Annotated in this window: 22 protein-coding genes and 1 other RNA gene; 10 read left to right on the top strand and 13 right to left on the bottom strand. The window is 45.3% G+C overall.

The window, feature by feature from the left end; translation table 11 throughout:
• Positions 1-76 precede the first annotated feature (76 nt).
• On the top strand, positions 77-214 hold the full coding sequence (locus tag MHB85_RS10315) for a hypothetical protein (RefSeq protein ID WP_017689367.1): 138 nt from the start codon (positions 77-79) through the stop codon (positions 212-214).
• A 41-nt stretch (positions 215-255) separates the two neighbouring features.
• Here the strand turns inward: MHB85_RS10315 and MHB85_RS10310 are convergent, their stop codons facing one another.
• The 3 genes from MHB85_RS10310 to MHB85_RS10300 form a co-directional block, all read right to left on the bottom strand.
• Positions 256-1698: a L,D-transpeptidase family protein gene (locus MHB85_RS10310; protein WP_105598121.1), complete on the bottom strand. Its 1443-nt coding sequence runs from the start codon at positions 1696-1698 to the stop codon at positions 256-258.
• A 216-nt stretch (positions 1699-1914) separates the two neighbouring features.
• Positions 1915-2157, bottom strand: coding sequence for a ferredoxin (locus tag MHB85_RS10305; protein ID WP_017689369.1), 243 nt, complete (start codon positions 2155-2157; stop codon positions 1915-1917).
• A 117-nt stretch (positions 2158-2274) separates the two neighbouring features.
• Positions 2275-3576, bottom strand: coding sequence for a DNA polymerase IV (locus MHB85_RS10300; RefSeq protein WP_091017506.1), 1302 nt, complete (start codon positions 3574-3576; stop codon positions 2275-2277).
• A 531-nt stretch (positions 3577-4107) separates the two neighbouring features.
• Between MHB85_RS10300 and cimA the strand changes: the two genes are divergently transcribed.
• The gene (gene cimA / locus MHB85_RS10295) at positions 4108-5727 is read left to right on the top strand and encodes a citramalate synthase (protein WP_105598120.1); all 1620 of its coding nucleotides are present in this window, start codon (positions 4108-4110) and stop codon (positions 5725-5727) included.
• 119 nt (positions 5728-5846) lie between these two features.
• Here cimA and MHB85_RS10290 read toward each other — a convergent pair whose 3' ends face one another.
• On the bottom strand, positions 5847-6398 hold the full coding sequence (locus MHB85_RS10290; protein WP_105598119.1) for a TlpA family protein disulfide reductase: 552 nt from the start codon (positions 6396-6398) through the stop codon (positions 5847-5849).
• 226 nt (positions 6399-6624) lie between these two features.
• Here MHB85_RS10290 and MHB85_RS10285 point away from each other — a divergent pair, with 226 nt between their 5' ends.
• Positions 6625-7116, top strand: a complete 492-nt coding sequence (locus MHB85_RS10285; protein WP_105598118.1) for a M67 family metallopeptidase — start codon at positions 6625-6627, stop codon at positions 7114-7116.
• On the opposite strand, the gene MHB85_RS10280 is transcribed toward MHB85_RS10285, so the two are convergent.
• From MHB85_RS10280 to MHB85_RS10270, 3 genes are read right to left on the bottom strand one after another with little or no spacing between them, the layout of a single operon-like run.
• Positions 7102-7839: an exonuclease domain-containing protein gene (locus MHB85_RS10280; protein ID WP_091017513.1), complete on the bottom strand. Its 738-nt coding sequence runs from the start codon at positions 7837-7839 to the stop codon at positions 7102-7104. The two genes, MHB85_RS10285 and MHB85_RS10280, sit on opposite strands and share 15 nt — an antisense overlap.
• Positions 7836-8921 carry a DUF294 nucleotidyltransferase-like domain-containing protein gene (locus MHB85_RS10275; protein ID WP_397376328.1) on the bottom strand — a complete coding sequence of 362 codons (1086 nt, stop codon included), beginning with the start codon at positions 8919-8921 and terminating at the stop codon, positions 7836-7838. The genes MHB85_RS10280 and MHB85_RS10275 overlap by 4 nt, the downstream gene beginning before the upstream one ends.
• A 41-nt stretch (positions 8922-8962) precedes the next feature.
• A complete protein-coding gene (locus MHB85_RS10270; protein WP_074094452.1) occupies positions 8963-10363 on the bottom strand; it encodes an ammonium transporter in 1401 nt (466 codons plus the stop codon).
• Positions 10364-10714: 351 nt separating this feature from the next.
• On the opposite strand from MHB85_RS10270, the gene MHB85_RS10265 reads away from it, so the two are divergent.
• Together MHB85_RS10265 and MHB85_RS10260 are read left to right on the top strand one after the other, a co-directional pair.
• Positions 10715-11143 carry a MerR family transcriptional regulator gene (locus MHB85_RS10265; RefSeq protein ID WP_017689377.1) on the top strand — a complete coding sequence of 143 codons (429 nt, stop codon included), beginning with the start codon at positions 10715-10717 and terminating at the stop codon, positions 11141-11143.
• Between the two features lie 28 nt (positions 11144-11171).
• Positions 11172-11852: a zinc metallopeptidase gene (locus MHB85_RS10260; protein ID WP_036609646.1), complete on the top strand. Its 681-nt coding sequence runs from the start codon at positions 11172-11174 to the stop codon at positions 11850-11852.
• Between the two features lie 36 nt (positions 11853-11888).
• Here the strand turns inward: MHB85_RS10260 and MHB85_RS10255 are convergent, their stop codons facing one another.
• Together MHB85_RS10255 and MHB85_RS10250 are read right to left on the bottom strand one after the other, a co-directional pair.
• Positions 11889-12800 (bottom strand): LysR family transcriptional regulator, encoded by a 912-nt coding sequence (locus tag MHB85_RS10255; RefSeq protein ID WP_062833647.1) that lies wholly within the window; start codon positions 12798-12800, stop codon positions 11889-11891.
• 70 nt (positions 12801-12870) lie between these two features.
• Positions 12871-13497: a rhomboid family intramembrane serine protease gene (locus tag MHB85_RS10250; protein WP_036609651.1), complete on the bottom strand. Its 627-nt coding sequence runs from the start codon at positions 13495-13497 to the stop codon at positions 12871-12873.
• A 148-nt stretch (positions 13498-13645) separates the two neighbouring features.
• Here MHB85_RS10250 and tpx point away from each other — a divergent pair, with 148 nt between their 5' ends.
• Positions 13646-14164, top strand: coding sequence for a thiol peroxidase (gene tpx / locus MHB85_RS10245; RefSeq protein ID WP_091017517.1), 519 nt, complete (start codon positions 13646-13648; stop codon positions 14162-14164).
• Positions 14165-14235: 71 nt separating this feature from the next.
• On the opposite strand, the gene MHB85_RS10240 is transcribed toward tpx, so the two are convergent.
• From MHB85_RS10240 to MHB85_RS10225, 4 genes are all read right to left on the bottom strand, one after another.
• Positions 14236-14628 carry a DUF1499 domain-containing protein gene (locus tag MHB85_RS10240; protein ID WP_017689382.1) on the bottom strand — a complete coding sequence of 131 codons (393 nt, stop codon included), beginning with the start codon at positions 14626-14628 and terminating at the stop codon, positions 14236-14238.
• A 182-nt stretch (positions 14629-14810) separates the two neighbouring features.
• A non-coding RNA gene (ssrS, locus tag MHB85_RS10235) (6S RNA) lies at positions 14811-15002 on the bottom strand.
• 51 nt (positions 15003-15053) lie between these two features.
• Positions 15054-15866 (bottom strand): YesL family protein, encoded by an 813-nt coding sequence (locus tag MHB85_RS10230; protein WP_017689383.1) that lies wholly within the window; start codon positions 15864-15866, stop codon positions 15054-15056.
• Positions 15867-16085: 219 nt separating this feature from the next.
• A complete protein-coding gene (locus tag MHB85_RS10225; RefSeq protein WP_091017518.1) occupies positions 16086-17681 on the bottom strand; it encodes a DEAD/DEAH box helicase in 1596 nt (531 codons plus the stop codon).
• A 305-nt stretch (positions 17682-17986) separates the two neighbouring features.
• Between MHB85_RS10225 and MHB85_RS10220 the strand changes: the two genes are divergently transcribed.
• From MHB85_RS10220 to MHB85_RS10205, 4 genes are all read left to right on the top strand, one after another.
• Positions 17987-18808 (top strand): YitT family protein, encoded by an 822-nt coding sequence (locus tag MHB85_RS10220; RefSeq protein WP_091017520.1) that lies wholly within the window; start codon positions 17987-17989, stop codon positions 18806-18808.
• A 174-nt stretch (positions 18809-18982) separates the two neighbouring features.
• Positions 18983-19171, top strand: a complete 189-nt coding sequence (locus MHB85_RS10215) for a hypothetical protein (protein ID WP_029880762.1) — start codon at positions 18983-18985, stop codon at positions 19169-19171.
• A 163-nt stretch (positions 19172-19334) separates the two neighbouring features.
• Complete coding sequence (locus MHB85_RS10210) at positions 19335-20516, top strand: putative glycoside hydrolase (RefSeq protein WP_105598116.1); 1182 nt, start codon at positions 19335-19337, stop codon at positions 20514-20516.
• Between the two features lie 203 nt (positions 20517-20719).
• Positions 20720-22072, top strand: coding sequence for an MATE family efflux transporter (locus MHB85_RS10205; protein ID WP_105598456.1), 1353 nt, complete (start codon positions 20720-20722; stop codon positions 22070-22072).
• Positions 22073-22080 lie beyond the last annotated feature (8 nt).

The following is a 22080-nucleotide window of genomic DNA, read 5'->3' as shown; positions in this document are numbered from 1 at the left end:
ATGACGAGTTGAATTCTTTACAATGAGAGCATGGTTACTCTACACCAGTTCTATTCCAAATAAGGAGGAATAACTCATGGCTCCCAAACGTAAACCACCTGCATTACAGCAAAAGAAAGAAGAAGTGAATCGCAAAGCCATTGCATGGACAGCAGCCAGTGTAGGTGGCTTGATCATCATCATTGGTGCTCTTATCATTATTGCCAACATGTAGATGATTCAGGCTGAATCCATCTGATTCTACATATCAACAGATCAATTCAGCCAGTGATACGTTTTGTTCGGATTATTCTGCTTTGGAACAAGCGTATGCTGATAACGCTGCTTTGCTTCTGGAACAAGCGTCAGATCTGGCAGTACATCTTCTCCAATGCGTACCGGAGTGCCTTGCGGAGCAAGAGCGAATAACTCTTCTACATCTCCCGTACGCATTCTCACACATCCAAGGGACTCATCCAGTCCGATACTGTCTGGCTCGTTGGTCCCATGGATGGCATAATTCGTATTCGAGAGCTGCATACCTCTGCTTCCGAACTCCCCGTTCGAGCGTCCATTCGGATTGACCACTTTATCTGTAATGACAAATGACCCCTCCGGTGTGCGATCACCGCCAAGTCCCACATCATACATCCGAACAATCGTATCCCCACTGATTAATGCAAGTTTATGTTTATCCTTATCAATGACAATCTCCAGCGGCTCCTGCAAAAAAGGCTGACCTCCCAGCGTATCTGCAAAAGCGGCATTGTTGCCTTGAGACGAATTCGAGGTCGTTGAACCATTCTCTTTACCACTCGAATCGCTCTTCCCTTCCTGTGCCTTTCCTTGATGCAAAGCTAACAGCTTCGGAAACATCTCGGTCATCCCTGACGCAGTCTCTCCCAGAATATTGTTCGGAAATGGCTGAGCCATTTGCGTTACACTCTTGGGCCAAGCGTCATTTTTTTTGCGATAGGCAACGATTGCACTTGATAATGATGCAGCTGCTTCCTGCTTGGCGGTCCACGCCAAGGACATCTTTTTGATTTTCGGTGTAATTTCAGGAGGTTCACAGTTACATTGCTTGGCATCATAACTCTGTGCAGTTAATTTCCCGCTTGTATTGGTTTGTACTATGTATTTCACAGGCATATTTCGCTTCCATAAAGACCAGTCATCCGAGGTTTGCATACCCAGTACAGCAGAGGTCTCTACTTTTGGACCAGACCCAGACCAGGCAGCTGCGAGCGCAGCCTCGCCATGATTACCTCCACCAAATGCCGCAGCAGTGAACACATTGCTTGGCGCAATGGATACAGTTCCAACCTGTTTATTCGCTTCTACAGGCGCTGCGATGTCATCTGTGGATTCCAGTGCTGCTGACAGTGCGTCGGTCGCTTCACGACTGAAACCCGGAGCGTCCGCAGGTGGCAGACCTGCCAGCACAAGCAGCATGAACAACGTAAGCCACATTTTGCGTCTACGTTGTTTTTTCTCTTTTTGCACAGACATCTCCACTAGTTTCTCCTGATAGTCTACCCAGATGTCCGCAGGAGCTTTACTGCGTTCAAATGCCTCATAAACCTCGCCCGCTTGCTGAAAGCAATAGTTAGCTTTGGCCTCCTGTCCTTCGCCCAAATACTCCTTTCCGAGCAAGTACCAAGCCATTTTATTGTCGGGATGTTTCTTAACATATGTCCTTAGATGAGTATTTTGCATCCGATCCTCCACTATTTCGCCTTTTTCCGTATATCATTATATATCGGCATAACCAGGCGTTGAATCCATAGGACTTGAGTACCCGGTGGAAAAAAGGGGGTTCGACAATGTTCGTCCTTGATCCATAGTCGGATAATCACATTTAAATGAATGCAAAAAAGCACCTTCCCTTGTCGTTAAGACAAAAGAAAGTGCTGTATGTTTAGTGAGAAAACCTTAGCCTTCTTTATTGAAAGGCTCATCCGCTACTTTGATTGAATCTGTAGGGCAGCCATCGCATGCATCCTGCATATCGTCAAACAAGTCGTCTGGAATAGCTTTGACACCATGGTTAGCATCGCCGTCAAAGATAACTTCAGCCAAACCTTCATCATCATAATCGTAGATGTCTGGAGCCGTTGCTCCACAAGCGCCACATGCGATGCATGTGTCTTTTTCAACCCAAGTATATTTACTCATTTACATTCTCTCCTCCTAAAATTCAAAACGTACAGTGTTTTTATCTAGAAACATATTAAACCAAAGTAAGGATAATTACAAATCATTTTGCAACCACAAGTCTCTATTATCCCTTATTTAATCAAGACTTTGCAAGTTATCTTTTTGCAGGGATGTACCGCGCACTTTATGATTCCGAAGCAGCACGGAAGGATCGTCTCCAAGCATGCCGGCGGTCACAACAGCATTCTCACCAAATTTATCACGTAACTGATCCATAATCCGAATCAGATTGTCCTTCTTGGGCTTCTGCTCATATTCAAACAAGTCCATCTGCACAGCGGATTCTTCTCTCGGAATCAGGTTCTGAAGTGTCACACCCAGCATGCGTACAGGCTTGCCACTACCCCAATGCTTCTCAAATAGTTTACAGGCCTCACGGTAAATGACCGTTGCATCCTCCGTAGGAACTTCCATTAAACGTGATCGGGTGATTGTCTTCATATCCGGTGTGCGGATCGTAATCTGAATACCCTGGCTGAACATTTCGTGCTTACGCAATCTTCTGGCTACCTGGTCACTTATATTGAGGAACACACGATGAATCTCATTCATATCCGATACATCCGCCGGTAAAGTGGTTGTATGTCCAATGGATTTATTGGCTTCCCGTTCCGCGTGAACTGCGGAATGGTTAATGCCATTCGCAGAATTTTTGAGCCATGCTCCATTAACTCCGAATAGTTCGGTCAACATGTTCTCATCCGACTTGGCCAATTGACCAATCGTTTCAATGCCCAGTTTTTTCAGCTTTTCAGCCGTTTTTTTGCCAATGCCAAACATCTCGTTACATGGCCTGTGCCAAAGAATCCGGGGTACGTCCCTCATACGTAGAATGGAGATACCGTTTGGTTTTTTCAGATCCGAAGCCATTTTTGCCAATAATTTATTGGGGGCAATGCCAATGGAACATGGCAGCCCCAATTCATCCTTGATTCTACGCTGAATGCTCTCCGCAATCTCCATTGGATTCCCGAATTGCCTTGACCCTGTAATATCAAGATAACATTCATCAATGGACGTTGCCTCAAGTTGAGGGGTATAACTATACGCAATCTGCATGAAAGCTCTTGAATATTGACGATATAAATGAAAATCAGGACGAATCACAATGAGATCAGGGCACTTTTTCAAGGCTTGGTGGACAACCATTCCTGTTGAGATGCCTCGATTACGAGCGGCATATGAGCAGGTTACAATTACACCCTTTCGCAGTTCACTGCTGCCCGCAACGGCCGTTGCTTTTCCTCTATATAAATCTGGTTCCTCGGCTTCATGTACAGAGCAGTAGAAAGCATTCATATCGACATGCAGAATCACCCGTCCGGCTGTAGGATAGTATTGATCCACATTCGCTGGAGGATTGCCGTCTGAAGACATCATGAACCCCCGCCCTTTCTTGCACACTAATTAATGAAACGAATTTCTTTCTTCTATAGTATATCAAACCCGTTATGTTAATTCAGTCACGAACATTTATTTTCTGCGAGATCTGATCAGAGACCGAATAATCAACCAGCCTACACTCACAAAAAATATCAAAGTGACCAGGGCAATAACCGTATTTTCCCATACAAAACTCAAAATAAGCCCTCCTTTTCTTCCATATATTCCAATTAAAACTCAATAATAGATTATAACATACATCCGGATTATGATTAACATCCTTCTTTTTTCTCTAAAATCCGTTAATTGTTACATGATACTGCGATTTCGATGTAGCATTTGGCTATAATGGTGATATAATAATTAATTATACAAATTGACGATTTTAGGACAAATCAGCGCACCCAGTTTAACACAGTGTAGCGTTGCCGAATCGAAGGATTCGTCCACTAACGTACTTAACAGCTTTTCCCAACTTACAATCCATACTTTTAAAAGAGCGCTTTATCTCAAAGGAGGATCTTCATGTCAAAGGCCATTTCCATCTTCGATACGACTTTACGTGACGGCACACAAGGGGAGGGTGTCAGCTTATCGGCAGACGACAAACTCAAAATTGCCAAGAAGCTTGATGACCTGGGTGTACATTATATTGAAGGCGGAATTCCCGGCAGCAATACCAAGGACATTGAGTTTTTCAAAAGAGTCAAGGAATTAAACCTGAACGCAAAGGTTGTTGCTTTTGGCAGTACCCGCCGTAAAGGCAGCGTTGCTAGTGAAGACGCCAACCTGAAGCGCATGATCGAATCTGGTGCTCAGGCTGCAACCCTGGTCGGTAAATCATGGGACTTCCATGTGCATACCGCTTTGCAAACTACATTGGAAGAAAACTTGTCCATGATCTATGATTCCATCGCCTATCTGAAACAGAATGGTATGGAAGTCATCTTTGATGCAGAACACTTCTTTGACGGATTCAAACATAACCCGGAGTATGCTCAAGCGGTCTTGACCAAGGCCCACGAGGCAGGAGCGGACTGGCTCGTCATGTGTGATACCAACGGGGGGACGATGCCAAACGAGGTGCACGAGATCGTATCCACACTGCATAGAAGCCTGCCTCATGCCCATCTCGGCATCCATACACATAATGATTGTGAACTGGCTGTGGCCAACACACTCAGCGCTGTACAAGCCGGAGCCCGTCAGGTGCAAGGAACGATGAACGGTTATGGAGAGCGTTGCGGTAACGCCAATCTCGCATCCATTATCCCGAACCTGCAACTGAAACTTGGCTATGAATGTGTTACTGAAGATTCCATGAGACAACTTACAAACGTGGCTCGTTATGTTAGCGAGATTGCCAATGTGAATATGCCGATTAATCAGCCTTATGTCGGCAATGCTGCTTTTGCTCACAAAGGTGGAATTCACGTCTCTGCCATCCTGCGGGATTCACGTACCTATGAACACATCGTGCCTGAACTGGTTGGTAACAAACAACGTGTGCTGGTCTCTGAACTTGCCGGACAAAGTAACATTGTATCCAAAGCACAGGAACTGGGGCTTGAGTTCGATCCAAGCAATGCCAATTCACGTCAGATTATTGAGAAGATCAAAGACCTGGAGCATCAGGGTTACCAGTTCGAAGGTGCAGATGCTTCGCTTGAATTGTTAATTCGTGAAGCAAACGGTGACATGAAAGAATTGTTCACGTTTGAATCATTCAAAATGCTTGTGGAGAAAACAGCGGGCAAATCCGTTGTTTCTGAAGCTTTTGTCAAAGTGAATATCGCTGGAACAAGCGCTTATACCGCTGCTGAGGGCAATGGTCCGGTTAACGCACTCGATAACGCCCTTCGGAAAGCGCTGGTGCAATACTTCCCTTCGCTTGCCAACATGCATCTGTCGGACTACAAAGTGCGTGTTCTGGATGAGAAGGATGCCACAGCTGCCAAAGTTCGTGTATTGATCGAATCCAAAAATACGGAAAACACATGGAACACTGTCGGTGTATCCGAGAACGTAATTGAAGCAAGTTGGGAAGCGCTCGTACACAGTTTCCGCTATGCGTTGCTTCAAGAAAAATTACAGGATGAGCCGGGCACACTCCCTATTCCTGCTCATGGGATAAGCAACCACTAAAGTATATATTCAAAAGAGCATTTTTTGAACAAACTCTTAACGCTTATTTCCCGGAAAATATAAAGAAGCCTCTGTACCCATGATTCATGGATGCAGAGGCTTCTTTGTTTACATGAAAATTAATTCGCAATTAACTTTTTAATCTTACGTTCCAACTCTTTCTCAGGTAATATGCCCAGAACAATCTCCTGTATAACGCCTCTGGAATCAATCAGAACGTTCGTTGGAAAAGCGACTCCATTGTATTGAGCATACACAGTCCCCTTCTCATCCAAGGGAATAGGGAAATTCAGTTGGTACTCATCCACAAAAGCTTTGGCATCTTTGAGTTTATCGTATGACGTTACATTAACCCCATACATGTCAAGCTTATCCTTGTATTTTGCAGCCATTTTGTTCAGCTCAGGAGCTTCCTGTTTACACGGCTCACACCAGGATGCCCAGAAACTGACGAACGTGCCCTTATCTTTGGCACCACCCACACTGTACGTCTTCCCATCCATTGCTGTCAGAGAAAAAGCGGGCGCCAGAAGACCCGCACGAGGCCCCGTCTCTGTAGGCATGGGTTCTTCCTGCTTAAAGACGGCTGTAATGCCGTCACCCGCATTCTGGGCCAGTGCAATACCAACCAGCAAGACAACACCAAGGAGTATGTATATGTTTCGTTTCATAACCCGCCACCCTTTTATATAATTAGCACATTGAAACTGAAACCGTAATTTCTGCACATGCTAAGTGTTTATCACGCTCTATTACAGTTCACCAGAACATGATTCCCAAATGTTCTCTTTATTATTGTACCCTTTTCCTTTAAAATTTTACAATCCGCATTACAGAAAATAAAATGAAAAAGGACTCCTGCCATAGCAGGAGCCAAAGAGAGAGGGGTGAATACAAATGGCAGCACTTCACGGGCAGCAAAACGCCATCTACATCCCTTCTTCCGTAGAACAAGAGATGTCAAAGCACATGTTCCTTTCGCTGCCGCAAGAAGCCTGCGGGGTTATGCTGGGTGAAACCGCAGCGGGCGGTATACGAATCAGTCGGTTTCAGCCCATTCGTAACGTAGCACCTGACCCGCTGCACCATTTTACTCTGGACGATGCCGAATGGATTCGGTGCGTATTCTCCGAGCCCAAGCTCATTGGTATCTTCCATTCTCATCCGCAGACAAGGCCTGTTCCATCCGTAGAGGACATGCAAGCTCTTCCGGCCTTCGCCGGTTTACTTCAGATGTACCTCATCGGCTCACCCGACCTAACAAGCGGGTTGCGATCTCATATGCATCTGAACGGTTATCTGATTGAATCCTCGAAGGAATCGCAGGATCAGGCACAACGTGTTGTGCCTTCATACAATCTGTTTCCCGTTCCGTTATGCGTGACTTAGCTGGGTATACAGATCACCCAAGGTCTCCACATTTTTACGAGTCATGTCCTCCAAGTAGCAGGACCATAACTGTGCAGTCATTTTTGAATCTTCCAGTGCATGGTGCCGCCCATAGATCGGAATCCCTCTGGATTCCAGCAATTCATCCAGACCATACCCCGGCCTGCTTGGTTCAAGCCAGCGGGCCAACATCATCGTATCGATTAAACGATGTGTCAACCTTACCTTTGAAGTCCGCCACAGAGCGGCATTCAGAAAAGCTCGGTCATGCGCACTTGCGTGTGCAATCAGAACATTTCCACCTACAAAAGACATGAAATCATGCAGCCCTTCCAGCAAAGTCGGTGCGTCCAGCGTCATCTCCTGCGTAATACCTGTAAGTTCAGTAATATGTTCCGGAACCGCAGTCTTGGACTGCACCACCGTATAGAACTGCTCCCCTTCCAGTACCACACCACCATGTATACGGACCGCACCAAATGAGATAATCTCATCCCCATGCTGGGGCGAAAATCCCGTCGTTTCCAGATCAAATACAACTGCGTCCAGCTCATTTAGAGGTGTATGCAGAACCTCAGGTCTGCGCTGATCTCTCATCATCGAACGGATAAACGCCATGTGTTGCGCCGTAGGGGCTCCCATAATGGAAGCGATGGCGGAAGGAACCCCTCCCTGACGCAGCGAATTCCAGAATCCTGTATTGCCCCTTGCCGGCTCTCTCATGGACGTCTCCTTTCTGCAAAACGCAACTGTCTTTGCAAAGCACGATGCACTCGTCGTACCAACCCGAGCGTATCCCTGAGCTCATAATGAATTTGCTTTTGTTTCATCTGTTTCTCATCCAGGAACCCACTGCTATGTTGCAAATCCCCTTGTATGACAACCGGTGTACTTCGGCGAAATTTCAAAGCAGCCAAGAAGGCCCGCTGACATGCATCCAGTAATGTAAATGGAACAGCTTCAAGCGAAGTCAGTCTCTCCATTCTTTTTAACGTAGATGACTCCTTGATCCCATGTTGCAAAGCCAAATAACGAGCACTGTTCACCAGCGGAATGTACAAACCATACTTAACATCAAATCCGCCTGCATGTTCACCAAATCGTTCTGTGACCACACGTCCAAGTACATTTAATGTAGCTTTATGTTTAACCGTATTGCGAAGAACTGCATCCGAAAGTTCAGGAATCAGTCTGAACTTTTCATAAAAACTCGTGATCCATTCCTCCGCCAGACTTTGCTCACCTGCAACAAAACGCATGTCTGAAGCAATAATCAGATTACGAACAGGCTCCCAATTCAGATCCGAGCTCCAATCTGCTAATTGTTGTTTCCATGAGGCCAGTGTTTTTCTCCAGAGTGGCTCAGAGCACATGACTTTACCTTCGCACTTGGCGTAACCAAGCTCTTCTAACATATCCGTCATTCGCTGTCCGAGCTGAGCAAAATATTCCTCTTTACCTTCATGCGGAGTATCGCTAATGATCATGCCATTATCCTGATCACTCCATAACGTTGCTTCTTCCCTGCCGGAACTGCCAAATACGATAAAGGCATAGGGGACGGGAGGTTGGCCGAAGCCTTCCTCAACCATCCCCTGAATGCATAACTCTACTGCTTTCCGTGCAATCCGGTCATGCAGTTCATTTACCGTTTGGTACCACTCGATCGGCGACAAGGAAGCGGACAACAATTCCTGGAGCTCGTTCTGTAATATTACACGTTCCTGGCGCAGTTCTTGAGAAGACACCGCACCATCGATTCCCTGATAAGACCAGGAATAGTTTGTATACGAGATGGGTTCCATCATGTCCAGCCTCCTTGAAGCATGATTCAGCATCATTCACCTCAGGAGCTGAACGTACCACCATTGGATTTAGAATCTACATTTTTCATTTGTTCAGGGTATCCGTAAGTACCGTGCTCACTGATATCCAGACCCATTGTTTCTTCTTCTTCAGTAACACGGATGCCCATGATCGCTTTCATTCCACCCAGAATAATGAAGGACATGACCAGTACGAAGGCAAAAGCACCTGCCAGACCGAGAAGCTGTACGCCCAATTGGTGGAATCCACCGCCATAGAACAGACCCGCTTGACCTACACCAGCATTCTCGGCAAGTTCAGGAGTAGCGAACAAGCCCGTGGAGATCGCACCCCACATACCAGCAATACCATGCACGGAGAAAGCGTAGATTGGATCGTCAATTCCTTTACGATCGAAGTACTGTGCTGTGAAGAATGTGATGATACCCGCCAGAGCACCGATAACCAGCGCTGCCCAAGGTTCAACGAATGCACATGCTCCTGTAATCGCAACGAGTGCCGCAAGCACACCGTTTAACATGCTAGGAATATCAGACTTACCAAGTACTGCCCATGAGATCAACAGCGCAGCAACACCACCAGCTGCAGCAGCTACGTTAGTAGTTAATGCAACATAACCGAAGAACCCATCCCCCATGGCAGATAATGTACTACCTGGGTTGAATCCGAACCAACCGATCCAGAGGATAATAACCCCGAGTACGGAATACACTTGGTTGTGACCTGGAATGATGTTAGGTTTTCCGTCTTTGTTATATTTACCAATACGTGGTTTCAACAAGATGGTAGCTACCAATGCTGCAGTCGCACCAGTCAAGTGAACAACCGTCGATCCTGCAAAGTCTTGCATACCCAGCTCAGCCAACCAGCCGCCGCCCCATACCCAGTGAGCAACAACCGGATACATGATAATGGTATAAAGAGTACCGAAAACAATATATACGCTCATCTTTGCACGTTCAGCCATACCACCGCAGGCAATGGCCAGAGATACCGCCGCAAAGGCGAGGTGAAATACGAATTTAATAGTCAGTGGAACATCGGAGAAAGCCAGTGATTCGAAGGAAGCAGCCATCTTGTCACCACTCAGGAAGAATCCTGTTGTTCCAAAGAAGCTGTTACCATTACCGAAACCAAGACCAAAACCCAAAGCCCAGAAGGCAATAACTGAAATTCCCAGTGTCAGGATGGTCTTACCCGCAATGTGTCCTGCATTCTTCATTCGTGTTGAACCCGCTTCGAGTAAAGCAAATCCCCCTTGCATCAAGAACACGAGTACAACAGCCAAAAACGTAAAGGCTGAGTTCAAACCACTTTGAAGTTCAATGTTAGTCGGACCCTCCGCAGCCGCAAATGCGCTGACCGGAAAAGCGAACAAAGTAAGCATTACTAACACGGAAACCAACCATTTCTTTCTCATATACCCCACTCCCTCTTATGTTAAGTTTCTTCACATAACGTGAAACTCTTAATGTCATTATAAGCAGAAGAGAGGAAAGTTGACAAGAGTATTTTCATCAAAACTGAAAAATATTTCTGGGAATAAAGTCATACGTCTTTTTCTTGCACTTAAGTACATAATCACATTCTATGAGTACATAGATATAGAAATGCAGTATGCTGATTGCCAAAGCATAACGTTTGACTGTACGGTTAAAGATCATGTATCATACTTATTAGTAAGAAAATTGGGCGTAGTCTAGAAATTCACAAGTGGAAACTACAATTCCCTACATTTGAACTTGCAAGCGAGGTGAATATCATTGGGGATATGAAACTTTTTCGGATTGGCGAACTTGCCAAGACCGCTGGTGTTAGTGAACGGACGATTGATTATTACACGAAGCTTGGACTAATCGCTCCCGAAGAACGTACACAAAAAAATTATCGTCTCTATAGTAATGAAACTTTAACGAGGCTTGAACGTATTGTACAGATGAAACAAGAGAAGTATAGTCTCGACGAGATTAAGCAATCTCTTGAAAAGTGGCGTCTGGTTAGTACAGAAGAACAAGTTGCCAGCAAATTGACAACACTGGAGCTTCATGTACAACAACTTGAGCGAGAGGTTAACGAACTCAAACCGCTACTTGGAGAGATGAAACCTGTACAAGCACGTAAAATGATGGCAGGACTCCTCACCAAAAGTGCCGGTACAATGGAGGCACTAAAAATCTTGCTTGAGAACACCATGATGTAGCTTATTCTTAGAAAGCGGAGGAATGAATATGAGTTTTAATAACGGTATGTTCGTATTGATCATTATCGCCTTTTTGCTCTCTTTATGGGCGCAATTTCGCGTTAAAGGTACGTTTAGACGTTGGTCGGAGGTACCGAACCAGAACGGAATGACTGGTTACGATGCCGCTCGCCAGATGCTTGATGCTAACGGCCTGCACGATGTTCCAATTGAACCTGTACGCGGTACGCTCTCTGATCACTATGATCCGATCAATCGGGTTGTACGTTTATCAGAACCAGTATATTATGAAAACTCAATCTCAGCTGTTTCGGTAGCGTGTCATGAAGTTGGCCACGCCATTCAGCATAAAGAAAGTTATCCGATGCTGGCACTACGTCACCGGATCTTCCCAATTGTGAACTTTGCATCCGGATTAGCTCCATTCCTGTTGATTGCAGGATTCATCTTCAATGCCATGAACCTTGTAGGTATCGGTATCATCTTCTTCTCCGTAACTGTAGCATTCCAACTCATCACTTTACCGGTTGAGTTCAATGCAAGTAATCGCGCTAGAGAGATTATGGTATCCGAAGGGTACATCCGTAACGAAGAAGAAAAAGGTGTTGCAAAGGTTCTGAATGCCGCAGCCTTGACTTACGTTGCTGCAGCGTTGATCTCACTGCTTGAGTTGATTCGTTATATCGGAATCTTCAACAGCCGCGATTAATTGGATACCTAATACAACAAAAACAATACCCCACCGTCAATCGGATGGGGTATTGTTTTGTTGTAAACCGAAATAATGAAGCAAAAATGAACGAAAGGACTGGGCAACCAGCGGCAGTTTGTCATCCGCACGGTGAATTAACCCGATGGTCCGTGTTACTTTGGGATGGGAGATGGCCACATGTGCCGGTTGCAAAGGATTGGTCTGGAATAGCGCCATCTCAGGTAGCAGACTGACCCCCATGCCCGCAGCAACCAATCCGCGGATGGTGTCGGTCTCTTCCCCTTCAAAAGCGATCTTGGGTGTAAAACCAGCTTCCAGACAGGCATGCCACACAATAGGACGAAGAGAATAACCTTTGCTAAACAATACAAATTTATCATCCTTGAGTTGTTCAAGCGCAATGGTCTCTTCACCAGCTAACGGGTGATTGGGAGGAAGGATCGCATGCAATTCTTCTGTGAGTACAATATCACCATCTACTTGATCATGCTTCTCTGGAAAAGGAGAAATAAATGCCAAGTCTACTTCTCCAGATAACACATCACGAATCAGTGTAGGGAACATCCCCTGCTTGAATCTGAATTTCACGTTAGGGTAACGCTGACGGAAAGCAGCCACAACGGAAGGAATGAGATGAATCCCCAGGCTATGAGGGAATCCAATTCGAATCTCCCCATGCTCCGGATCAAGAAACTCATGAACTTCCCCGACTGCCTTGTCCAAATCTTTTAATATACCTTCAATTCGTTTGCAAAAAAGCTGTCCCACTGCAGTCAACTGCAGGTTCCGCCCCTTTTGCATAAAAAGGTCCACGCCCAGCTCTTCTTCCAGCTGATGAATCTGACGACTCACCGCCGACTGTGCCACATGCAACTCTTCAGCAGCCTGTGTTACATGTTCCTTCTGTGCCACTTTCAAAAAGTAATGCAACTGTCTTAATTCCACTCGTCCTGATCGCTCCAATCTGTTATACCCTACTTATCCTGGATTGCATTCCATCTTGAGAACGTTCTGACTACCTCTTTAAGCTGCGGGGTTTCCACAATCTGATCAACAGTCCGTAAATAAAGAATCCACCCAACAATCCGCCAAGGTGAGCCATCCAGTTGATGCCTGACATGGCGAAAGAGAATATGATCCCGAACAAAAGCAACGTGTACATCGTTTTGCGCGAAGCCTCGTCCATCATCGTTCGCTGAAACAGCGCTACATACAGGAATGCACCATAGACGGCATAGATCGCTCCTGAAGCCCCTACCGATATGGTAATACTCCCAACCGAGTTGTACCACGCAACAGCAAGAATATTACCCAATACACCGCCACCCAGGTACAATACACCATACCTTACCGACCCGAGCAACCGCTCCATTGGTGGTGCAAATACGATTAACGCAAAGCTGTTAAACAATAAATGACTGAAGCCCGCATGCAGGAACATGGATGTAATGTAACGCCACCATTCATGCGCGAACAGTTCATGATTCGTAAGTGCCCCGAATTTCAGCAGCACCATATTGTTTGTTGATCCACCGTTCACCGTTAACACAATAAACATGACTACATTGGCAATTAAAAAAAGCGACGTCAAAGGGAAATACTTCAAATAACCTTTCCAGTTCTCATAGCGAATAAATATCATAAATTTCTTCTTTCACTCCACCCTGTTCAGATCGGACTTACATCTCTGATCCATCGTAATGGTACATGTCCGAATTGGACAATGCCTTTCATAAAAGATTATAATGGATTTTGGCACGGATCACCAATTTATAAGGAGGAACATTATTATGACACAAGAACGTACAGGCGCAGCCACATTTAAAGGCAACCCTATTACATTGATCGGACCCGAACTGAAAGTGGGCGATCAAGCACCTGATTTTACACTGAGCAAGAACCTGGTTGAGGATGCTTCCCTGAAAGACTTCGCAGGCAAAATCAAATTAATCAGCGTTGTTCCTTCCCTGGATACTGGCGTATGCGATGCGCAAACTCGTCGTTTCAACGTGGAAGCTGGAGATCTCGGAGACAATGTTGTTGTCTTGACAGTAAGCGTTGACCTTCCGTTCGCTCAAGCCCGTTGGTGTGGAGCAGCTGGTGTTGACCGCGTAGTTACATTGTCAGACTACAAAACACGTTCTTTCGGTGAAGACTACGGCGTTCTGATCAAAGAATTCCAACTCGACATGCGCTCCATTTTTGTTTTGGATGCCCAAGACCGGATTACATATGTGGAGTATTTGCCTGAAATGACAGACTCCCCTAACTTCGAACAAGCAATTGCTGCTGTAAAAGCTTTGCTGTAGAAGTTATCATACGTTCAGAACAAAAGCGAGGAAGGTTAACCTTCACTCGCTTTTGTTATTTATCATCTATTTCAATCATTTGCTTTATACTTGCTTAGCTTTTTATCCAGTACAGAGAATAAGTTCATAATCGTGCGATAATTGGAACCCAAGTCTCCAAGTGAACCACGAGAAGCTGAATACATATCCACCGCACTGCGAACAGGACTTACCGAGATAATGGAAACTGTAATATCCATCGTCCGTCCAAAGGTAGTCCGCTTCTCCAGAATAACTTCTCCAACAGAAGGCACTTCATGCAGCACTTTATAACCCGGAATCTTTTTGAGTGTCGAAGAGACCTCTTCCCAGGCTCTGTCTTTGGATAAGTTATAATACCGTGTTTTTAATTTGGGATCCTTGGCTCGATCGCTGGTCCCCTCCATGCTGCGGATGATACCGACGAGCGTTCTCTTTAAGGTCAAGACCCTTCCTCCTTTGAATGTAACCGTTCCATTTATGTATCTTAGTGTAACATTGTTCAAGTAGTAACAAAAGGGCAAGCATCATATTTATCGTAAAACCAATCAAAAACATTCATCACAACTTAAAAACACCCTGAAATTCCTTCTAAAGAGGAAAAGTCAGGGTGCTGTACATGAAGATTTAGGAACCCGCCTATGCCGTCCGGCTACATTGTCTTATGAACCTGCTTGGCAGGTGGGTGACCGCAAAAATGCTTTTTGAAGTCCCCATGTCGTATAGACAGGGCTTTTCAGCAACATTCTGTGTTGATCTCCCGAAGACATCATCATTGGTTCAAAACAACGAATAACCGAAACGTACATCGCAGGATGTACAATTATTATATCCCTAACTGTGTAAAAAGTAAATGGCGATCCATCATGTTTTATTTTTGCAATGTAATGTTTTTGTCGTCTGATGGCTCAGATGTTTCACCATTCTCTGCTGATTGTTCAGCCAGCGCAGCAGCTTCCTCTTCTTCCTTCTTGAGTTGCATCTTCTCCATCTGCTCCTGCATCTTGTTGAAGGTTGCGTAGAAGTTAAAGAAAGCAAACCAAGCAATGATACTGATAATGAAGAAAACAAACAAGACCGGATAACGGAAACCGATGTAGAACAGCAATCCACTTCCCAGCAATGTGGAAAATACACGGAATGGTCTGATCAGCGTAAGCAATACCGCGTTTTTGATAATAAGTCCGATGGACATATGATAGTGTACAACCATCGAGAAAAAGTTAAAGAGTGATACGAATAACAAGAGAAGCAGTACTAACATGATGATTCCCACGAGCTGCATATTGCGGAACTGCGTCATGTACACGGTGTAATCCAGATACATAATCGCGAACAGCAGTGTGTAAAAAATGCCCCCAATTAAACTTTGCTTGTAGTTTTCCTTGTAACCTACAAAGAAAGTACGGAAGATCGGAACATCCGTATCGCCCATATTCCATTTACGAACAACCGTAAACAGCGCCGAAGTCGCCGGGAACAGTGTAAGCGGTGCCACAATAGCTATAGCCCAGTTCATTTGCAATGATTCGTTTGCGAGGTTCTGCTGCATCACGAGCAGTTTCATAATCAAGAAAAACAAGAACGGAGACGAACAAATAGCCCACAACAGATTGGTTGCGGCCAGTCTCGTAATCCACTCTGTAAGCCGGTAGATCCCACCCATAGCTCCTTTAAATTCCAAACATTTCTCCTCCTCTGCAGCCTTGCGAATTACCTTAAGTCTAATATTAATATACCTTATTATAGATAGGAAAAGCCAGTACTTCCCGAAAAGAGATCGTCATTGTCCTTAGCTAGCGCTTCTGGCCACTTCTGACAGTGAAATAAAATGATTGCAGGCGCTTTGAAAATAAAAAAATGGAGCAGTTGCCCGCTCCATTTATCAGATCATACGTTTATATTACTCGAAAGAAGAATCTTTCGCTGGACGACGTCCTTCGTTACTGCTTGGACGCGGTTTGCGGTCACGGTTGTAACCACCTTCTCTGCTTCCACCGCCAGTGCTGCTGCCGCTGTTACGATCACGGTTGTAACCGCCACGTCCGCCGCCACTGCTGTTGCGATCGCGGTTGTAACCACCACCACTGCCGCCGCTACCACTTGTGCGGTTACCGCTGTAACCCGATGGTTTACGTCCGCCAGATCGAACATCCGGTTTACGACGTTTTGCACGGATTGGGTCTTCAGGAGTCAGATCAACTTGAGCATCTTTCTTGTCACCTGTCAGGAGCTTCAGTGCAGCCGACAACAGTTGAACAGAATCATATTGCTCAAGCATTTGAATCGCAATACCTTTGTATTCGTTCAGTTCGCCTGATTGTACGATTTCCAGCAAGCGCTCTGCTGTCAAACGTTGTTTACCTTCAACCGCCTCTGCCATTGTTGGCAGTGGTTTACGTGGAATACGGTGACGTGTTACACGCTCGATGAAGTGCAAGTGATCAATCTCACGCGGTGTAACGAAGGACCAAGCAGCACCCTCTTTACCCGCACGACCTGTACGACCGATACGGTGAACATAGCTCTCCGGATCTTGCGGAAGGTCAAAGTTAACAACGTGAGTTACACCAGATACGTCGAGACCACGTGCAGCCACGTCTGTTGCAACGAGTACGTCAATGCTGCCGTCACGGAACTTACGCATTACCGCATCACGTTGATTCTGGGACAAGTCACCATGAAGACCGTCTGCAGAATATCCACGTTTTTGCAAAGCTTCAGCCAATTCGTCAACACGACGTTTTGTACGTCCGAATACGATCGCCAGTTCAGGAGATTCCATATCCAACAAACGGCTCAATGCTTCGAATTTTTGACGCTCAGGTACTTCGATATAGGATTGGTCAATCAATGGTGCACTAACATGTTTCGGAATCACAGAAATGTGTTCAGGATTGTTCAAGAATTGTTGTGCCAATTTTTGAATGTTAGGAGGCATTGTTGCTGAGAACAGCATCGTTTGGCGCTCGTCTGGAACTTGTTTCAGGATGGATTGGATATCCTCCATGAAACCCATGTCGAGCATTTCATCTGCTTCATCCAGTACAACAGTTTGTACATCATCTAGTTTGATTGTTTTGCGGTTGATGTGGTCAAGGAGACGTCCAGGTGTACCAATGATGATTTGTGGTTTTCTTTTCAGTGCACGGATTTGACGCACGATATCTTGTCCGCCGTAGATTGGCAGGGAGCGAAGACCTTTGAAGCGAGTAAGTTTTTCGATCTCTTCAGCAACTTGAATTGCAAGTTCACGTGTAGGTGCCATAATAAGGGCGCGGATTTTCTCGTCACTTTTTGTGATTTTGCTGATCAACGGAATACCGAATGCAGCTGTTTTACCCGTACCTGTTTGAGCTTGACCAATCAAATCTCTGCCTTCGAGTGCCAAAGGAATCGCTTTGGATTGGATCGGTGTTGCTTCTTCAAACCCGAGCTCAGTGATGGCTTGCAGCACCAGTGGTTCAAGATTGAAATCTGTAAAGTTTAAATTTGTCAAAATTATTCATGCTCCTTTTATATGGTGGACATGGTGGACAATCCACTTTGTTGTCTGTATTCTTAAGTAGCGTTAATATTTATAGGGTATCCCAACGGGACAAATTATTTTCACTAACGAATATAATTCCATGAATGGGTCCCCAACATAAGACTAAAACTACATACATGTGTTTGAAACATTTCAAAATTTTATTGCTCCATTTAGGAAAAGTTTCCTACTCAAGAATATCCACAAATTATTATATCACAAAACAATTCAAGATTACCAGCAATCTGGTTTTAAATATAAATGAGGTGATTAAATTGCCCAAAATAATTTGGCACTCTTTAGTGATCATTTTGGGTGCTGCAGCTATTGCCTGCGGCTTTAACTGGTTTTTGGTCCCCCATCAGCTTTTAAGCGGCGGGGTGTCCGGTATTTCAATGCTTCTGGGTTATTTTACAACGTTGAATCTTAGTATAATGTATTTTGTTCTTAACATTCCCCTGCTCATTGCAGGTTGGTTTATTCTTGGACGACGCTTCATTACATTAAGTATTCTTTCGGTAGCAGCCACTTCCTGGTTCATTGCGCTTCTGCCTGTTTTTGCTGTGGCAACAGACCCTTTACTTAGTTCTGTTTTTGGCGGTGTGCTTATTGGAATGGGCACTGGCGTTTCCTTCCGAGTCGGTGGCTCCACAGGAGGACTCGACATTGTTGGGTCCATTTTCACGCGTAAACGAGACTTTCCGATTGGTACGGTAATGGCTGGCATGAACGGTTCGATTATTATGCTTGCAGGATACCTGAGTGACAATTGGAATACAGCCTTGGCCTCCATGGTATCCATTTACATTACAGGCAAAGTGCTTGATCTGATTCATATCAGTCACGTCAAAGTAACGCTGTACATTATTACAAACGAAACCGAAGCCATGTTAAAAAAATTACTTGTTCGGCCTCGTGGAGTTACCAAAATTAAGACTCAGGGAGCATACACGGATATTGAGAAGGACATGCTCATGACCGTTACCACCCGCTACGAGTTGGTTGAAATTAAACGTATTATCAAGGATACAGATCCAAACGCTTTTGTTAACATTGTGGAAACGGTTGGTGTTATGGGTTCATTTCGCAGAAGTTGAGACACCTGTACGGTTAACAATTCACAACATTGTGGTATAATAACGGTGTACGGCTCCTAAATATGTTGTATAGCAGGTTCAACCCTTCAATTTCACAGGCCATATGCTTTCCCGAATCGCGCCGAATGACTTACCATTTTGGAATTCGAGTAGGAAAGGGTGATTATTGTGGATATGGAAACGGTAAAACTGTTTGAGATTGTCAACAGATGGTGCCCGGAAATGCTCCCTTTCTTGAAACCGAATGAACTCGACTCACTGATAGTCCTCCGGGATGGGCTGGGCATCCTGGAACAGGGAGACGCAATGGAAATCATTCAGTACAGTATTTGTGAGCATCAAAATGAGATTTACATTCAATAATTTTTTTCAGATTGATCACGCCGCTTCTTGCAGAGGATTTCCTCAGCAGGAAGCGGTTTTCATTTTTTCCATGTGTTTCATTACTTGCTTAATATGGTTAAAAGCCCAGAGGCTTTAATGTATAATTCATACATGGAATGCACACATAAGGGAGTGGAAATGAATGAACATGTTTTGGGCTTTACTGGCTATGGCCTTTGGAAGCTTTGGTGGTGCCCCCGCAGTGGCGGATCAGGGAAATCCCCAGTTCCAATCGTTAACCAACAGTTTTAACACTGCAATCATCCAATCTCAAAAAGATCAGGTCGTTATTGATGCCGATAACCCACCTGCCAAAATGGATCCTCAACCTGACGCACCTGTGGTCAAAGGTATTTATGTCACAGCCTACAGCGCTGGCGGCGAACGTATGAAAGAATTGTTGGAACTGACAGACAGTACAGAACTGAATGCCATGGTCATTGATATCAAAGACGATCTCGGATACATAACTTATCCCACAGAAAACAAAGCGCTTCAGAAAATGGGTAAATCCCAACCTTTTATTCGGGATATCGATGCCTTGATGAAACGATTGCAAAAACATGAGGTCTACCCGATTGCACGTGTCGTTGTATTCAAAGATACGATTCTTGCCAAGAAAAATCCGGAGCTCTCCTTCCGCAACAAGGATGGATCTGTCTGGGCCAATGGCAAAGGCGACAGCTTTGTGAATCCGTACAGCAAGGAAGTATGGGACTATAACATTGAGATTGCCAAGGAAGCTGCCAAGCTTGGATTTAAAGAGATTCAATTTGACTACGTTCGTTTCCCGGAAGGATTCGAAACTCGAGCCGATGTCCTGAAATATACCAAATCCGACAAGTCACGAGTGGATGTTGTAGCTGAATTCGTGCAATATGCACGCAAGGAGTTGGCCCCGCTAGGTGTTCGGGTCTCGGTTGATATTTTCGGTTACGCCGCTTCTGTACCTGCGGCTGAGGGCATTGGACAGGATTTTGTTAAAATATCCGAAAACGTGGACGTGATCTCACCGATGGTATACCCTAGTCACTATTCTACTGGCTGGTATGGAGTCAAGGACCCTGACAAAGATCCTTACACAACCATCAAGGGTTCAATGGAAGATACACACAAGAAACTAGACCCTACCAAAGAACTCAAACCCGTCATTCGTCCGTGGATTCAGGACTTCACAGCAAGCTGGCTGGGCAGTGGGCATTATATCAAGTATGGCAAGAAACAAGTGGAAGACCAGATTAGAGCGATGAAGGACATGGATGTGCATGAATATCTGCTCTGGAATGCGTCCAACCGTTATACATCAGGTGTACAATATAAGTAATCCGCACTCTTTCATACTTCTCATTTCATCCAACCTCGTTCTGCTTGAAGCGGAGCGAGGTTTTTTGGTGTTCATTTTTCTCTGACTGCCCCACTCTGCTTCTGTCCCTATTCAAATTGAACAAAATCCACTACAATAAATAGCTGTCCAGATATGACACTTGGATGACATCTCTTTAGAATAGCGAGGCACTGCCAGTGAACATGAACACAACAAGTTTTTCCCAAAAAGTGAAGCAATTCCTGATTATATTTTTGCCCATCTTTACCACTCAAATCGCCCTCTCTTCCATGTCGTTCTTCGACACCAATATGTCAGGCAAGTTTTCTCCGGCCGACCTTGCAGGCGTCGCAATCGGCACAAGTCTGTGGATGCCAGTTCAAACCGGACTAAGCGGGATTCTGATCGGTATTACACCTGTCGTTTCCCATCTGTTAGGTTCCAAACGTAATGATCAGATCGGGTATAACGTCATCCAGGCGTTGTATCTAGGGATTGCAGTCAGTCTAGTCGTTATCGGAGCCGGGGCGTTGTTACTTGGCCCTATACTGAACGGAATGCCTCTAGAGCCCCGGGTTGCCCAAGTTGCCTTCTATTTTTTGTGTGCACTCGCTTTTGGCATTATCCCGCTCTTCGGATATACGGTGCTGCGCAGCTTCATGGATGCACTTGGCCAGACACGGACTACGATGTTCATTACGTTGGTTTCCCTGCCCGTTAACATCATTCTAAATTATCTGCTGATATTCGGCCGCTGGGGCTTTCCACAATTGGGCGGTGTTGGCGCTGGAGTTGCTACAGCATGTACATACTGGCTGATCTTTCTTATTAGTCTCTTTTTTGTCCATCGGGTCGAACCTTTCGCCCAATATGGCATTTTCCGTCGATGGACCCGTGTATCATTGTCCAAATGGAAAGAGTTACTCCAGATTGGAGTGCCCATCGGATTCGCGACTTTTTTCGAAACGTCCATCTTCGCTGCTGTGACTTTAATGATGAGCCGTTTCGATACCACAACAATTGCTGCCCACCAGGCGGCGCTGAATTTCGCTTCTACGCTCTACATGTTGCCTGTGAGCATATGTATGGCTCTTACGATCCTTGTGGGTTATGAGGCAGGTGCGGGGCGTCTGAGAGATGCCAGACAATACAGTCTGCTTGGAATTGGTGGAGCCATCGGGCTCTCACTGCTGACAGCGATCGTGTTGATTGTGTTCGGCGAACAGATTGCAGGCGTGTATTCAAACGATCGAGAGGTCATTGCACTTACGCAGCATTTCCTCATCTACGCCATTTTCTTTCAGATCTCGGATGCGATTGCCACACCGACCCAAGGAGCATTGCGTGGCTACAAAGATGTTAATCCGGCACTGATCATTACGTTCATAGCGTATTGGATTATTGGCCTGCCTGTAGGTTACCTAACAGCTACGTATACTTCACTCGGTGCCTTCGGATACTGGATTGGACTCATTGCCGGCCTTGCTGTAGGAGCAACAGCGCTTCTCTGGAGACTCTTCTTGGTACAAAAACAAGCGGCACTCCGTAAGGCGTAACATCGATA

This window comes from Paenibacillus sp. FSL K6-4396 (genome assembly GCF_038002525.1).
In the GTDB taxonomy this organism is placed as follows: Bacteria; Bacillota; Bacilli; order Paenibacillales; family Paenibacillaceae; genus Paenibacillus; species Paenibacillus amylolyticus_B.
The sequence above is the reverse complement of the archived record's forward strand: the minus strand, read 5'-3'. Positions and strand labels throughout refer to the sequence as shown.

What these genes read in the sequence shown, in the direction of transcription:
- MHB85_RS10315 (WP_017689367.1), top strand. Translation starts at nt 77, where the DNA reads ATGGCTCCCAAACGTAAACCACCTGCATTACAGCAAAAGAAAGAAGAA.
- MHB85_RS10310 (WP_105598121.1), bottom strand. Translation starts at nt 1,698, where the DNA reads ATGCAAAATACTCATCTAAGGACATATGTTAAGAAACATCCCGACAAT.
- MHB85_RS10305 (WP_017689369.1), bottom strand. Translation starts at nt 2,157, where the DNA reads ATGAGTAAATATACTTGGGTTGAAAAAGACACATGCATCGCATGTGGC.
- MHB85_RS10300 (WP_091017506.1), bottom strand. Translation starts at nt 3,576, where the DNA reads ATGTCTTCAGACGGCAATCCTCCAGCGAATGTGGATCAATACTATCCT.
- cimA (WP_105598120.1), top strand. Translation starts at nt 4,108, where the DNA reads ATGTCAAAGGCCATTTCCATCTTCGATACGACTTTACGTGACGGCACA.
- MHB85_RS10290 (WP_105598119.1), bottom strand. Translation starts at nt 6,398, where the DNA reads ATGAAACGAAACATATACATACTCCTTGGTGTTGTCTTGCTGGTTGGT.
- MHB85_RS10285 (WP_105598118.1), top strand. Translation starts at nt 6,625, where the DNA reads ATGGCAGCACTTCACGGGCAGCAAAACGCCATCTACATCCCTTCTTCC.
- MHB85_RS10280 (WP_091017513.1), bottom strand. Translation starts at nt 7,839, where the DNA reads ATGAGAGAGCCGGCAAGGGGCAATACAGGATTCTGGAATTCGCTGCGT.
- MHB85_RS10275 (WP_397376328.1), bottom strand. Translation starts at nt 8,921, where the DNA reads ATGGAACCCATCTCGTATACAAACTATTCCTGGTCTTATCAGGGAATC.
- MHB85_RS10270 (WP_074094452.1), bottom strand. Translation starts at nt 10,363, where the DNA reads ATGAGAAAGAAATGGTTGGTTTCCGTGTTAGTAATGCTTACTTTGTTC.
- MHB85_RS10265 (WP_017689377.1), top strand. Translation starts at nt 10,715, where the DNA reads ATGAAACTTTTTCGGATTGGCGAACTTGCCAAGACCGCTGGTGTTAGT.
- MHB85_RS10260 (WP_036609646.1), top strand. Translation starts at nt 11,172, where the DNA reads ATGAGTTTTAATAACGGTATGTTCGTATTGATCATTATCGCCTTTTTG.
- MHB85_RS10250 (WP_036609651.1), bottom strand. Translation starts at nt 13,497, where the DNA reads ATGATATTTATTCGCTATGAGAACTGGAAAGGTTATTTGAAGTATTTC.
- tpx (WP_091017517.1), top strand. Translation starts at nt 13,646, where the DNA reads ATGACACAAGAACGTACAGGCGCAGCCACATTTAAAGGCAACCCTATT.
- MHB85_RS10215 (WP_029880762.1), top strand. Translation starts at nt 18,983, where the DNA reads ATGGAAACGGTAAAACTGTTTGAGATTGTCAACAGATGGTGCCCGGAA.
- MHB85_RS10210 (WP_105598116.1), top strand. Translation starts at nt 19,335, where the DNA reads ATGAACATGTTTTGGGCTTTACTGGCTATGGCCTTTGGAAGCTTTGGT.
- MHB85_RS10205 (WP_105598456.1), top strand. Translation starts at nt 20,720, where the DNA reads ATGAACACAACAAGTTTTTCCCAAAAAGTGAAGCAATTCCTGATTATA.